Genomic DNA, 15,397 nt, shown 5'->3' on the forward strand with positions numbered 1-15,397 from the left:
TAATGCTATATATTGAAAATAAAGTTACTGTATATATTAAAACTTTAAGCGACAAACGCTATTTAGCTTCAGGAATAATTAGCACGATTATAAAAGTCTAGGAAAGAAAGGATTGATTGAACGAATAAGAATAGAGGCAGACGAACGTAGCATTAAAGTAAAATGAACAGAAAGAGGCACAGCATTAAAAGATCATTTTAAACAAATTGCAGTGACATGTTACAACAGTTTTATATAAATCCAGAAGATATAGAAATGTTTTATAAATTAATACAAAAATTTGCAGAAAAATATTTATTAACTGTTTATGTATGCGTTTTCTTTTCGTTACAGTTTTCCTTATTAATAAACTATAACAGCGACGCTAAGTTTTAATATACTATAACAAAGCATCACCGTTATACAATTAATATCGTTCTATAAGATACTGCTCTAACCTTCTCATAGCTTCTTTTAAAGCATCGAGTTCATAAGCATATGAAATACGTACATGCCCCTTACCAATATCTGTAAAAGAAGAACCAGGAACCATTGCAACATGGGCTTTTTCAAGCACATCGACACAAAATGTAAAATCATCTTCTGTAAAGTTTTCAATATTGGGGAAGATATAAAATGCACCTTCTGGTTTAGCATCTAACTTAAAGCCGAGAGATTGAAGTTTATCAATTAAAAAATCGCGTCTTTCCATATAGGCTTTATTCATATATTGTGGAGCATCTAGGCCTTCGTTTAAAGCAGCAATACATGCAATTTGAGCAGGCACATTAGCACAAATACAATTATACGCATGCATAAAAGTTAATTTTTCTATTAAATATTCTGGACCAAGTAAAAAGCCAATGCGAATGCCAGTTGCAGAATGCGACTTACTTAAACCATTTACTAGTAACAATTGATCACGAATAGATTCGAATTCGGCAAAGGAAGTATGTTTGTTATTAAACGTATTTTCGGCATAAATTTCATCACTAATGATGAAGATTGCTTCATTTTTTAGTACATTAGTAATCGCTTGAACTTCGTCATAAGTTAGAATTACACCTGTTGGGTTAGTAGGATAGTTTAATAGAATGGCTTTAGTTTTAGATGTTATATGTTTTTTTATGGCATGGGGTGTAATTTTAAAGTTCGTTTCAGTTGTATCAATAAACACAGGTATGCCACCAAGTGTTTTTATCAGTGGTATGTATCCAGCGTAAATAGGGCTAGGGATTAATATTTCATCTCCGTGGTTTATAATGCTTCTTAAAACTGTGTCTAATGCTTCACTCGCCCCATTAGTAATAATAATTTCCTCTGAACTATATTGAAAACCATAACGCTGTTTGAAATATTGACTAACTGCATTTCTTGTTTCAAGTAAGCCTTTATTATGTGAATATTTCGTTTGGTCTTCTTTTATAGCATTAATATAAGCATTTTTCACTACGTCAGGCATAGGAAAGTCTGGTTGACCAATAGTTAAGTTTATACAATCATCAATGTCTTTTATTTTATTTGAAAATTGTCTAATACTTGGCGCTGTTAAAAATTTGGAATTGTCATTTAATGATAGTTTCATCGTTTTCACCTCAAAATAGAAATACCGATTTGTAGTTAAAATAGGTACGGATAGCTTAATTTATCAAATTACTACTATCATAACATATTTGTATGCACTACAAATCGGATTAATATAACATTACTCTTTAAAATTAGAAGGGGCTTGCAAGTTAATCACTGGGTTAGTCCATTTCGAAATAAATTTTGTTGATAACACGTATACAATGATACTTGTTAGCAGGATAAGATATATATAAGTCATCACAGAAATATGCTCTTTAAAAGGATAGACACCAAACCCACGTATAACGCCAATAACGATACCATGTAATAGATAAACATACATTGTTCTTCGTCCAATATAAGTGAAAAATCTTTCTTTCTCTGGAACTAAGTTTAGAAAAGAAAACATCGTTATTAAAATAATAAAGTATAATAGTAAACGTTTTATTGGACTATAAAGGTCAAGTTTACCTTCGAGTGACATATAAGGCGAGTGGCCTAAAAGCCAATCAGAATTAATTGGATGTATAGTATAGATGATGAAAAATATTACAAGTACACCCATAGCGATAGGGGCAAACTTTTTATTTCTTAATGTAAGTGTGTGATTACTTGTAAATAAATAACCTAAATAAAATATAGGGAAGAACATGATTGTCCTTGAAAAACTTAAATAATTGTCAATATTATCAGAATAACCTGCAAATAAAGAAATAATTATAGCAATAGGTAAGACATAATAAGGTTTATAATCTTTTACTATGACTAATATGACATGGAAGAAAAATAAGGTAAGTAAAAACCATAATGCGAACACCGGATCAAAAGGATCAAATGTAACGCTATCTTCCTTTCCAGTGAAATAATAATAAAAAGTAAAAAATACAAAGAAAATAAAATAAGGTACTAATAATTTTTTAGAAACTTTTTCTAAATAACCAGCTTGGCCTGCTTTTTTAGCAAAATAACCTGAAATAAATAAAAAGCACGGCATATGGAAGCTATAAATAGTTAAATAAAGCGATGATAGATATTTACTTTCTTCCGTGTATGGTTGTAATAAATGACCAAATACAACAAGAAATATTAATATCATCCTTGCATTATCAAAGAAAAAGTCTCTTTCTTTTAATTGTGCCATGTGGTTGCTCCTTTTATAATGCAGGTGAAAATATAATCACTGTTACTAATTTATTATAAAACATATGACAAATGCAACAAAATCGACTGATTTGTAGATTATCATTGTATATTAGGAAGAATAACATTATAATATTAGAAAATAAAATAATAAATTTAAATGCTATTGAACATTTTAATTAAAGTAGTGGAGATGAAACAACATGTATAAACAACTTGAGCAATTAATTACACTTACAAGTAACGATTTAAATTTAGTTAGCAGAAGGTTTGGGCAGCGCACTGATCTGACATCAGAACAATTAGAAATGTTACGTATTTTACACCATTACAACATGTTATCGCAATATGATTTAACTATGAAAATTAATAAAGAACAGTCTATTGTCTCTCGATGGATTAAAAAACTTTGTCAGATGGGCTATATTACGAGTAAACAATCAAGCAAAGATTTAAGATGTAAAGATTTAATGGTTACAGAAAAAACCAAAGCGCTTGTGCAACAAATCAATGAAGTAAGGGTAGCTTTAATTGAAGCGAGATGTCAAAATTTAACCTCAACGGATATTGAGTGTTTAAATAACTTATTACATAAACTAAATAATCGGCATACCTACGTCCAATAGAAAAGATTCAAAATCATACACTTAGAATTATTCACTAATATAAATCAACTTTATGAGTAGTATTTCGCTATCTTGATTTATATATGAACGAAAGGGAATGAACTAGTTCGATAATAGTTTAAGCTTATTCTAATCAACTTCTGCCAATATTATAAAGGTTGTAGACACTTTCTATGGCTAAGGCTTTTTAAGATTCTATATTAAACAGGGCTGATATAAAAGTCAGACCTGTTTTTTATATATACTGCATATCATATTAATTCCGAGACTTGACGCTTCTTCGATCAAAAAAAGAGATTAAACAACTTAGGTTGCTTAATCTCAAAATTTTGTATCAGTTCTCTTTGACAAAGAGCCAATTAAATTGAATTATTTATACGTATCTACGTCGAAATATTTACCTAATTTATCCATTGAATCATAGAAACCTTTGATACGTGTAGCATTATGAGATGCCCATGCAACATCTGTTGCATATTGATGTACCCCTGGGTTGTCCGGATTCCAACGCATTTTATATAAAGTGTTTTGCCCTTGATTGATGTACGAATTTGCAATAAATTTAGCGCCGCCTACAATTGCTTTTTTAACAGTATCCCAACCATTGTTTTTAGCTGTGACAAAGCCTTGTTTAACAGCGTCACTATCAACTGCACCTATACCGAACATGTTATAGTATTTTTTCGATCCATCAGTAACAACTTTATTATTTACAACATCGCCGCCATTAGCAAGCGTTGAAGTGCCGTTACCTGTTTCAAGAAGTGCATGTGAAACTAAGTAAACTTCATTAATGTTATAAGCTTGTGCAGCTTCACTAAATGCTTCCCCTTGACCTTCTAAAATTCCTTTACCAACAAGTAATTTATCTAAATCCATTCCAGAAATATTTTGTGCTTTGTCTAAGCGTAAAAATTGATATTTTTGAGTTGGATCTTTAGCAAGTTTATTACTATCCATAGCGTTTTTAATTTCATTAGCTGTAGCATCTTCCCATTTTCCAGGTGTACGCTGAATTTGAGGCTTGAATTTTAAACCATGTTGTAATGCTACTGCCTGATCTAAAGTTAAATTAGATTTATAGTATTTCACAAGTTCTTTGCGTAAATCATTTTCTTTAATCCAAACGACCTTGCCGTTAGATAATTTACCATGATACCAAGTTACACCATTAATGATTTGTTTTTCAAAAACCGTGAAGATACTTTCATGGAAATCTTTTAATGAGCCAGCTGCTTTTGTAGAATTTGGATCAAGATAGTAACTTCCATTAGCGTTGTAAATGATATAATCGAATTTTTGTGGTGTGATATCCGATTGCGATTGAACTGCATTTAAATCTTTAGCAGAAACCCAACCTGTTTTATTATTAACGTTGCCGTAAAGGTATTCATCTTTATCAACGAATACAGATTTAGAGGCATTGAAGTTGTTATGCTTAATATTATTTTGGGTATCTAATTGCTGTGCTTTAGTTCCCCATGGGATTGCATATAAGCCATTATTAGTTCCTTTCACTGTGTATTGTCCATTTGTAGCTTTAGTTTTACTTAAATTACGAGTATTAATGTCTTTGGTATTGACCCAACCAATAGGCGTATTCTGTTTCGAATTTTGGATTAAAACATACGTGTTGTTGCCTTGAGTACGTTGCTTTGTAACTGTAAATGTACGTCCAGCAAATTTAGATGCATCTTTACCTTTTTGATCGTAAACAGTCGTTTTGATGCCTGCATTATTTGTATTTAATTGACCAATCTTACTAACTGATTTAGTCGGCGTTGAAGTAGCTTGTGTAGCTGCCTCTTTAACTGTGATATCTCGTGTCTGCATCCAACCTAAGTTTGTATTTGTTTTATTATCAGTAATTAAATAGAATGAATTATTTCCTAACGTAGCTTTCTTACTTAATTTGTAAGTATTGCCATTAACATAAGATTTTTGAACACCTTGTTTATCATACACAGATGTATAAACGCCATGATTCGATTTAGCTACAGTACCTTGTTTGTTTGTAAGTGTATTTACAGTCAATTGTCCTGTGTTTGTAGTAGGGGAGGTAGCTGTATTATTTGTTGAAGATAACTTGCTCACGCTTACCCAACCAGATAAATTGTTAACTGTACCGTAAACGTAATTTGTTTTACCTATTTGTTGCTGTTTTGTTGCTTTAAAAGTTTGGTTAGAAGTACCAGAAACTGTGCCTGCTTTTTGAGAACTTGTGCCCCAAGGTACTGTGTAAACAACTTCACCAGGTTTTATTTTATAAGTTTGATTATGCTTTGTAACTGTTTTAGCTGTATTATAATCCACATCAGCTTGGTGCACCCAACCAATTAAATTACCATTATTGTAATCAGAAACTAAATAGAAGTTTTTATCTCCTAGAGTAGCTGATTTTGTAACTTTTAATGTTTGGTTTGTACGATTCGTTTTCTTACCATTTTGATCATAAACTGTCGTATATAAACCATTATTATTAGTATTTATACGTCCAACACCATCATTTTTAGATACAGTTAATTTACCAGTGTTTGGTTTCGTCGTAGAATTATTTGATTCATTTTTACTGCCACTTGTACTTCCTGATGAACTTGAGCCCCAAGCAGCTGCCTGGCCAGTTTTAATTAAATATTTTTCATAAATTAAATCGTAAAGTTCGTCATAACTATAATTGTGGTTTGCCAAATAACCATGAGGATCAGTATGGTCAGATCCTCCTAAATATTTGCTGACTGCTTGATGCGTCCAAACAGTACCAACACCATCGTACTCAGCACTATCAGGTGCGAGACCATAATATTGTAAATTTGTAGCTGCATAATCAGCATAGTTATTGATTGAACGTGCAAATGAATCGTAATCATGCGTATGAACTAACTCAACGTGTATAAAACGGTCGTTTGCAGCTGGGCCAGCGCCCCATGCTAAATAATCAGTATTTGCTGTTTCAATAATACGGTTACCATCTACGTAGGCATGTACAAATGCACTATTATAATTATTTTTCATATAATTAATTTCGCCAGTAATTGTTGAATTATCGTTGGCTGTATCATGCATAACGATACCTTCAGGTTTGCCATAACGATACTGATATTTTGGTAAATAACTTGCAATATCTTGCTCATAATTTGGCGCTTGGAAATTATTATTACGAATATAATTATTAATAGATGAATTTACTTTTGGTGTATATTTTGGTAATGCACTTTTAGTTGCAGATTTAGTGCTAACAGCAGACCTTGTTGCTGTTGTTGGGCTGCTACTTACAGATCTTGCCATTCTTAGTTTTGGCGCAGATGCATTACTGTATACATGTGCAATTTCCTGTGATGTATTATTATCTGAGTTTGTTGAATCATTTTCTTCTATATCTGTACTGACAGATGGAGAAGGTGTAGATACTTTATCAGATTTTGTTTCAACCTTATCGTTAGAAAATTTGCTGTCTGCTACATTAGTTGTTTTGTTATTAACTGCTTGTATATGTTTAGTATCGCTTGTATCTTCTTTTTGAGAATCCACTTCATCAGATTTTGCTTCAGTTTCATCATTAGCAGCATCATTATCTTTAGCGACAGTAGTAGGATCATCCGTTTCTACGTCGTCACTGTTATCATTGTCTACTAATTGATTAGACGGAGTTGTGTCCTCAGATTGAGTTTCTGCATCGTTAGAAGTGTTGTTGTCTTTTACGTTAGTTGTTGTGTCATTGTTTTGCGCATGTTTAGCATCGTTCGTATCTTCTTTTTGAGAAGCCACTTCATCAGATTTTGCCTCAGTTTCATCATTAGCAGCATCATTATCTTTAGCGACAGTAGTAGGGTCATCCGTTTCTACCTCATTACTGTTATCATTGTCTACTAATTGATTAGACGGAGTTGTGTCCTCAGATTGAGTTTCTGCATCGTTAGAAGTGTTGTTGTCTTTTACGTTAGTTGTTGTGTCATTGTTTTGCGCATGTTTAGCATCGCTTGTATCTTCTTTTTGAGAATCCACTTCATCAGATTTTGCTTCAGTTTCATCATTAGCAGCATCATTATCTTTAGCGACAGTAGTAGGATCATCCGTTTCTACGTCGTCACTGTTATCATTGTCTACTAATTGATTAGACGGAGTTGTGTCCTCAGATTGAGTTTCTGCATCGTTAGAAGTGTTGTTGTCTTTTACGTTAGTTGTTGTGTCATTGTCTTGCGCATGTTTAGCATCGTTCGTATCTTCTTTTTGAGAAGCCACTTCATCAGATTTTGCCTCAGTTTCATCATTAGCAGTATCATTATCTTTAGCGACAGTAGTAGAATCATCCGTTTCCACTTCGCCACTGTTATCATTGTTTACTGATTGATTAGACGGAGTTGTGTCCTCAGATTGAGTTTCTGCATCATTATTAGAAGCGTTGCTATTTGCTACACTAGCTGTGTTTCCATTAACTTGAGCATCGTTAATATTTCCCGTTTTGGTAGATGTTTTGTCAGATTCTGTTTCAGTATTTTCATGAGAAGCGTTATTGTCTTCTGTACCAGTTGTAATATTATCCACTTGGTCATATTGAGTATCGCTCGTTTTTTCTGCTTGAGTAGCAGTTTCATTTTCAGAAGTAGGTTCAACTAGATCTTGTTGAATTTGTTCAGCAGTAGTTGAAGTTTTCTCTAATGATTGTTTTGAAGTTTCATTAGTTTCAGTTTCTTTTTGCTCTGAATTAATTTGTTCTTCTTGATTTTGAGCATTATATGTATTTTGACTTGATGTGTTTTTATCTAGTTCATCTAACTGAGCGTCATAATTTTCAGGTTCATCTGTTGAAAGTGCTTGAACTTGCGTAGGGTCATTATAAATTTGAGTGCCTGAAATATTGGTTGTTGGTTTGCTAATTTCAGACTTTATTTCTTCGCCTTGTTTTAAAGTATTTCCATCGTCTAACACATTCTTACTTGACGTTTGGTTTTGATTATTGTCAGCCGCATGTGCGTGATGTGTTGTCAAAGCTGTGCCGGCTAATGTTAATGCAACGATTGAAGGTACTTTATAAGTTAATTTTTTCTTAGTCATTTAACTGCCCCTTTTACTGTTATTATTTAATACCATTATAATACGACTATAGTTTTAATAAATTGATTTCATTGATTTGTAATATAAAATTAATCTTATTAAGCCGGGGGAAAAGTATAAAACATTTAAAAAAGGCGTAAACACGCCTTATTTTTTTGGTATTAAAATATTACACCCTTTGGAATGTTACATAATAAAGATGCATTTTAAATATAATTTATTTAGATTGTTTTCGTCATAACGATATGTTCTATATTTTCTTCTAAGAAAACATCACCAAACGTTGTGTATCCCAATGTTTCATAAAAGTGTTGTGCATGACACTGAGCATTCAAAGTTAAAGTATGATAGTCTGCTTCTTTTGCTGCTGCTTCGATAAATTGCATTAGAGATTTACCGTATCCTAGTTTTCTATGAGAAGCTAAAATAGCCACTCTTTCAATTTTTGCGCCATTTTTATAGGTTCTAAATCTTCCAGTAGCAAAAGGGGACTGAAGATTGTCATAACCTATAACATGAGTGGAAGAAGATTCAAATTGATCTATTTCATTTTCGAGTGGGACGCCTTGTTCAAGCACAAAAACTTTTTTTCTAATTTCATATGCATCGTTTAACATATCAGATGTATTAACAATTTTAAAAATCATAAATAGCCTCTTTTCTATTAATATAATAAAACTACCCTATCACAACTATAGTGTGATAGGGTAGTTATTTTACGAATTATTGAGCTTCTTGTCTAACCAAGGCAGTGTATTGCCAAAAAATTCTCATTTGGGCGATATTCCAATTGTTCATCCCCATAGTAAATCCTGACGGTCTAAATAAATTGACGTCTGTTACTTCCAAAGCTGCGGCAATTAAATATTGTAAGGGCACACTGATTTGTTTCATAGTTTCCGTGATGCCATTCTGGTTATAAACCCAAGAAAAGGGCAATTCTGATTGGAAAACATCAACTTTTTCAAAAATTTCTGGAAGTGCAACGATATAACACGCACCATCCACAACTGGATTATGGTCACTATCTTTGTAGTATATCCGCAAAGCTTCATAATTTTCACGGTGTGCGTGATTAACATAGAAAAATTCATTTCTAAAATGTGCCATATCTTGGCTATGGATTAATTGTTGTTCTAAAACATTGAACATGCCGTTTATGTTTACTAATTTTTCATATGTTTTTCGTGACATACCACGTGCTCCTTTCTACAGCCTAATATAAATTTGTTTCTAATTCTTGCGTATTTTGCTGTTGGTTTTGATTTGGTTGTTGGTTTTGGTTTGGTTGTTGATTAGGATTTTGTTGCTGATTTGGATCCATTTGTTGGTTTGATTCATTTGGTTGTTGCATTGATTGATTATTATTTTGTTGGTTTCCATTTGGCATTTCAGTTTCTTGTTGGTTCATATTATTTTCTTCGGAAGACGTTCCTGAATTATCTTCGTTTGAGTTATCATCTTTTTGGTCAGAACTGCTCTTTTGGTTTTTTCTTAATAAACTACTATCAATTTCTGTTTGTGGTACGAGTGTACCATAAAAATCAATAACACGTTTATTTAAGAAATCATTTGTGTCTGTAATTTTAGGTAAATTTAAATCACCACGCAAAATATTAGCAGTATCTTGTATATTTTTAATATTAGGATTGTAGTAATATACACCGTTTAAGTAATCATCTTCACCTTCAAGTTGTTTACTTTTAATTTCAACGTCGTCTTTTAAGTAAGAAGTAGCTAATGCCTTAACATCTTTATAGCTTAAATTATGTTTGGCGTTTTTACCAACTATTTCAATAACGTCGTCTAACTTACTAAATGAATCTGCTTTTTGAGCTTTGACAAATAGTTTCTTGATTAAATCCATTTGTCTTTGACCACGTTTTAAATCTGAATCTTGATGACGTGTTCTAGCAACTGCTAAAGCTTCATCACCATTTAAATTTTGATGACCTTTTTTAACTTTAATCTTGCCAGTATCATTTGTATTTGGCTCGGAGATATCGTATGGAACGTCATACTCAATACCGCCTAGTTCATCTACAGCATCTACAAATGCTTCCATATTAATTCTTACATAATAATCGACTGGAACATTCATCGTTGCTTCTACAGAATCCATTGATGCTGTAGGGCCGCCATAGGCGTGTGCATGTGTAATTTTATCATAATACCCAACTTCTGGAATATAACTGATAGTATCACGTGGAATACTTAACATTCGTATTTGTTCTTTATCTGCATTAAATGTTGATAGTATCATTGCGTCAGTTCTTGATTGTTCAGCACTTTGACCATTTTTTTGACGACCACTATTATCATCGATACCTAAAAACAAAATAGAAATTGGATCTTCAGAAGGGTTGACTTTTGTTTCACGAATACTTGATTCTCTGGACGTATCACTTGTGTTCAATGAATTTTCAAAAGCACCTTGCGATGATTTAAGTAATAAAATGGCAAATATAACTGGAACAACTACAAGAATTAAAGATAGAAATATTAAAAAGTATTTAAAAAATTTATTCATGTAAGAAGCTCCCCATTGTATATGATTTGGTTTATATTACAATATTGGTTTAATGTTAAAATTTCGCTAATTTCATTAAATTATTGTAAAGAGAAATTTGTACTATAACTTATAATTTTATATCTAACATAATAAAATATCAACAAAGAATTTATCCAACTAAAGTTTGAAATGTATATCATAGAATATGATCACTGATAGAAACGACGTCAATCACAATTAAAAATAATTATAAAAAAGACATGTAGCTAAAAATGATTTATTTATAAACATACGATATAATTAGCATATGATAAATGTTATTGATGGTTAAAGAGATGATGTTTAAAAAATAAGTTCAAAGATTAAAAATAAAGTGGATAGCATAGTTTGAAATTTTAAAATAACTTATAAAAGGTGTCATAAAGCATAATCCTTTTTAAATCATTATAATAGATGCTTATTAATGAATTCTAACACATTAAAGAAACAAGGAGGATTTAGCCATGAAGTCAGAATGGTTGGATAGAATAGACGAAAGTTTGGTAAAAACGTTTTATGAAGCACAAACTGAAAAAGAAAAAGAAGAAGGATTTAAAGACGAATTAACATTTGGCACTGCTGGCATACGTAGTACTTTTGGATTAGGGCCTGGTCGTTTAAATGCATTTACAATACGCAAGGTTGCATTAGGATTAGCACAATATTTGAATGAAAAGTTTAGTGAACCTTCAATAGTGATACATTTTGATACTAGATTGCTATCTAAAGCATTTTCTGAAGAAATGGCATCTGTCTTAGCTGAAAATAATGTGACAACAATTTTATCAGAAAATTACAAATCTACGCCGGAATTATCATTTGCAGTAAGACATTTAAAAACAGATGCAGGTGTGATGATTACTGCTAGTCATAACCCTAAGCATTATAATGGTATCAAAATATATGACCAAAACGGTGGTCAATTGTTGCCAGATGAATCAGAGCGCTTAAGTCATTATATCAATGCGATAGAATATCCATTACAAATTCATCGAGGTGATTTTAATGCATTGCTACAAAAAAACCAAATTCAATATATGTCCCATGAAGTCACTGAAGCATACAAACATGAAGTTAAATCCTTAGTAGATACAATTCCGGAAAAAGAAGCAAAAGTGGTACTCACAAGTTTACATGGTACGAGTTTACCTTTAGCATCTGAAATTTTAACTGAATTAAATTATGATAACTTTGTAATTGAAAAAGAACAATCAATGCCAGATGGCAATTTTCCGACTGTAGCAATTGCGAATCCTGAAGATGAAGCAGTTTTTGAACGAGGGCTAAAATTGGCAAATGATACAGATGCACAACTTATTATAGCAACAGATCCAGACGCGGACAGATTAGGTTTTATTGAACGTTATAATGATAATGAGTATAGATATTTTAATGGGAATGAAATTGGTATATTATTAACTAAATTAAGATTTCAAGATTTAGCAGATGAAGGTAAACCACTGTATATGGTTAAATCAATCGTCACAAGCGAACTAGCTGAGAGGTTAGCTATAGCTTTAGATGTCGAAGTGAAAAATGTCTTGACTGGTTTTAAATATATTTCTGATTTACTAGAACAAGAAAGCTCAGAACAAGAAAAGCAACTATTACTTGCTTTTGAAGAAAGCCATGGCTATTTAGCAAAACCTTTTTCAAGAGATAAAGATGCAATTCAAATGATCCCATTATTAATAAAATATAAAAATTTATTAGCAAATAATGGTATGACATTTAAAGATACTATGGAAGATATTTATGCTCATATCGGTTCATATAAAGATAAAACATTGTCTCCTTCGTTTGAAGGGGCAGAAGGCGTTGAAAAAATTTCGAAAATAATGAACCAATTTAGAAATAAAGAAGTATCAACAATTTGTGGTCTTGAAGTAAAACAAATTGAAGATTATGAATTGGGTACAATTAAAAATATTAAAGAAGGTACAACAGAAGCACTGACGTTACCTAAAACTAATTTAATTAGATTTATTTTTGAAAATGGTTTTATAGCATTAAGACCATCCGGTACTGAACCTAAAATCAAACTATATTTTTCATTAAATATAGAGCATATGACTGCTTTAACAGATCAATTTAAAGATGAATTTATTAATAATATTAAATAAAACATAAAGAGGCAGCTAGATGAAAGTCAACAAGTTCAAATTAATTATTGTTATAATCATTTTTATTTTTATAATAGTAGGGGTGTATAGTTACAGACATGATAAACAGACTAAAGACGCTATGCATCCTACTCATGCTTCACAAAAGGTAAATAAAAAACAAACAACTAAAAAGGAAAAAGAATTAAAAACAGTGGTTGATCGCAGTGATTCACAAATGAAGCAAATAGATCAATACTTAGAGGAAGGCCAATTTAATGGTACTGTAACAGTTTTTAAAAAAGGTCAATTAAGTCTAAATAAGGGTTATGGGTTTAAAGATTTTGAAAAAAATGAAACTAATACGGCTAATACAATGTTTTTGATAGGTTCCGCACAAAAATTTATGACAGGGCTTATGTTAAAACAATTAGAAACTGAAGGTGAAATTAGTATGGTAGCACCCGTGAAGCAATATCTACCATATTTTGAATTAGCATACCCTGTCGCTTTAAAGCAGTTGATGTTACATCAAAGCGGTTTATATAAATATCAAGCTCACCCAAAATTAAAAACCTTAGACGAAGCTATACACGCAATAATAAAAAGAGGTATTAACCCATTATATTATAATCAATATCAATACAATGATGCCAATTATCTAGTATTGTCAGAAGTTATAGAAGCAGTTACATATCAATCGTATACTCAAAATTTAAACGATAGAATAGTGAAGCCTTACAATTTAAAATATACGGGCCGGTATAATGATTCAAATTTTAAAAAATATATGGCTACTGGTTATAAAAAGGATAAAAGTACTGGAAAGCGCGTCAAACAGAATCCTAACACTTTAAGTCAATATGATGGGGCAGGCAACCTTTATATGACGCCTTACGACATGGGGAAAGTCGTTTTAAATCTACAAAAAAATAAAATTTTTAATGCGACGATTACGAGACCTTTTATCCACGAAAGTTTAACTATACAATACCCTCAAGCATATCGTTATGGTTTTTATTCTTTTGCAGATAAAAATCGAATTAATGGTATTTTTTATGGAAATATATTTACTGTATATTTTAATGATAATTATATTATCGTTTTAGCTACAAATTACGAAAACGGAAAAACAAGTAACGAGCAGAAAATGAAGCATATTTACTTTGATATACTTCAACAGGGTGGGTCATATAATAAAGTAAAGCAACCATACTAAAAAAATAAAAAAAGCATTCAATGATTCTAATAAAATGAATCGTTGGATGCTTTTTTTATTAATACGAATTTATTTACAGTATTGTAAGGCATCGATAAACATTTGTTTAAAGATATTTGCTTGTACTGACAGAACTACTGATGTATTAGGGAAATGTGATTTGAAATCTGTTACTGTAGCACCTTTAGTCAGTTTGCCGTTTGTTTCAATTTGCACATCAGCTTCTTGAACCGCAAAATTTTCAGGATGAAGAAGATATAAGATGGTATATGCATCGTAAACGTTAATACCTTTTTCAAAATCGTCTCCTCTATAGTGTTTGAACAGTTGATGTAGCATATTACCTGTGTCATTTATGGATTGTAATTCATTTATAGTATCGTGCGTTAAACTAGAACTTCTTGCTACATCTAAGCCTACCATTGTTAATGGCAATCCAGAATTAAAGACAATTTGAGCAGCTTCGGGATCACAGTAAATATTAAACTCAGCTAAAGGGGTCACATTACCTCGAGATGCCGAACCGCCCATTAATACGATCTCCTTAACATATGTTTTTACTTCTGGGTAAGTCGTAAGTAACAATGCGATATTTGTTAAAGGTCCAATAGGGACAAGCGTAATCGGCGCATCACTATTTAGCAAAGCATTTTTCATAGCTTCAACAGCATGCGTAGATGCTAAATCACTTTCCGCTATTTCAGGGAAAATATAACCCTCCATACCTGATTCACCATGTACATCGCTTGCATCAACTATTTCTGAAAGTAGTGGTTGAGATGCACCTCTATGTACAGGGACATTACTATTGAAAAATTGTTTGAGTTTTAACGCATTGGCAGTTGTTTTTTCAATTCCTACATTACCGTTAACTGTAGTAATCATTTTCAAATCGAAGTTGGGATGATTTAAAGCAATACTTATTGCTGCTGCATCATCAATGCCTGGGTCTGTATCTATAATAATTGGTTGTTTCATCAAATTTTTAATCCTCCTATTGCGTAAGTTACCTTATTAATTATATTCTACAACTTTTCTCGAATAAAATGTTAAAAAGCAAACTATCATCCAAAAATGAAAAGGGAGGTTAATAAATAAAATAAAAAAGGCTTCTCTTTCGAGAAGCCTTTGCTTGAGCTATAAGTGGCTTGAGTGTCCA

Annotated in this window: 10 protein-coding genes; 3 read left to right on the forward strand and 7 right to left on the reverse strand. The window is 31.8% G+C overall.

Annotation, left to right across the window (positions count from 1 at the left end; genetic code table 11):
• Positions 1-406: 406 nt before the first annotated feature.
• Entirely contained in the window at positions 407-1,564 is a 1,158-nt protein-coding gene (locus KA894_RS10230; protein WP_096810441.1) for an aminotransferase class I/II-fold pyridoxal phosphate-dependent enzyme, read from the reverse strand.
• Positions 1,565-1,684: 120 nt separating this feature from the next.
• A complete protein-coding gene (locus tag KA894_RS10235) occupies positions 1,685-2,689 on the reverse strand; it encodes an acyltransferase family protein (RefSeq protein WP_096810440.1) in 1,005 nt (334 codons plus the stop codon).
• A 202-nt stretch (positions 2,690-2,891) separates the two neighbouring features.
• Between KA894_RS10235 and KA894_RS10240 the strand changes: the two genes are divergently transcribed.
• Positions 2,892-3,314, forward strand: a complete 423-nt coding sequence (locus KA894_RS10240) for a MarR family transcriptional regulator (RefSeq protein WP_096810439.1) — start codon at positions 2,892-2,894, stop codon at positions 3,312-3,314.
• Positions 3,315-3,683: 369 nt separating this feature from the next.
• On the opposite strand, the gene KA894_RS10245 is transcribed toward KA894_RS10240, so the two are convergent.
• The 4 genes from KA894_RS10245 to KA894_RS10260 all read right to left on the reverse strand — a co-directional run bounded on the left by KA894_RS10245 (position 3,684) and on the right by KA894_RS10260 (position 10,896).
• Positions 3,684-8,366, reverse strand: coding sequence for a glucosaminidase domain-containing protein (locus tag KA894_RS10245; protein WP_210133938.1), 4,683 nt, complete (start codon positions 8,364-8,366; stop codon positions 3,684-3,686).
• A gap of 221 nt (positions 8,367-8,587) precedes the next feature.
• Positions 8,588-9,010 carry a GNAT family N-acetyltransferase gene (locus KA894_RS10250; RefSeq protein WP_096811227.1) on the reverse strand — a complete coding sequence of 141 codons (423 nt, stop codon included), beginning with the start codon at positions 9,008-9,010 and terminating at the stop codon, positions 8,588-8,590.
• A gap of 79 nt (positions 9,011-9,089) precedes the next feature.
• Complete coding sequence (locus KA894_RS10255; protein ID WP_096810437.1) at positions 9,090-9,560, reverse strand: DUF2538 family protein; 471 nt, start codon at positions 9,558-9,560, stop codon at positions 9,090-9,092.
• A 22-nt stretch (positions 9,561-9,582) separates the two neighbouring features.
• Positions 9,583-10,896 carry an LCP family protein gene (locus tag KA894_RS10260; protein WP_103373569.1) on the reverse strand — a complete coding sequence of 438 codons (1,314 nt, stop codon included), beginning with the start codon at positions 10,894-10,896 and terminating at the stop codon, positions 9,583-9,585.
• A gap of 485 nt (positions 10,897-11,381) precedes the next feature.
• On the opposite strand from KA894_RS10260, the gene KA894_RS10265 reads away from it, so the two are divergent.
• The gene (locus KA894_RS10265; RefSeq protein ID WP_103373093.1) at positions 11,382-13,040 is read left to right on the forward strand and encodes a phospho-sugar mutase; all 1,659 of its coding nucleotides are present in this window, start codon (positions 11,382-11,384) and stop codon (positions 13,038-13,040) included.
• A gap of 19 nt (positions 13,041-13,059) precedes the next feature.
• Positions 13,060-14,238 (forward strand): serine hydrolase domain-containing protein, encoded by a 1,179-nt coding sequence (locus KA894_RS10270; RefSeq protein ID WP_103373092.1) that lies wholly within the window; start codon positions 13,060-13,062, stop codon positions 14,236-14,238.
• A 69-nt stretch (positions 14,239-14,307) separates the two neighbouring features.
• Here KA894_RS10270 and rihC read toward each other — a convergent pair whose 3' ends face one another.
• Complete coding sequence (gene rihC, locus KA894_RS10275; RefSeq protein WP_096810433.1) at positions 14,308-15,216, reverse strand: ribonucleoside hydrolase RihC; 909 nt, start codon at positions 15,214-15,216, stop codon at positions 14,308-14,310.
• Positions 15,217-15,397: the final 181 nt, after the last annotated feature.

This window comes from Staphylococcus sp. GDY8P131P, assembly GCF_017891975.1.
Classification (GTDB): domain Bacteria; phylum Bacillota; class Bacilli; order Staphylococcales; family Staphylococcaceae; genus Staphylococcus; species Staphylococcus nepalensis.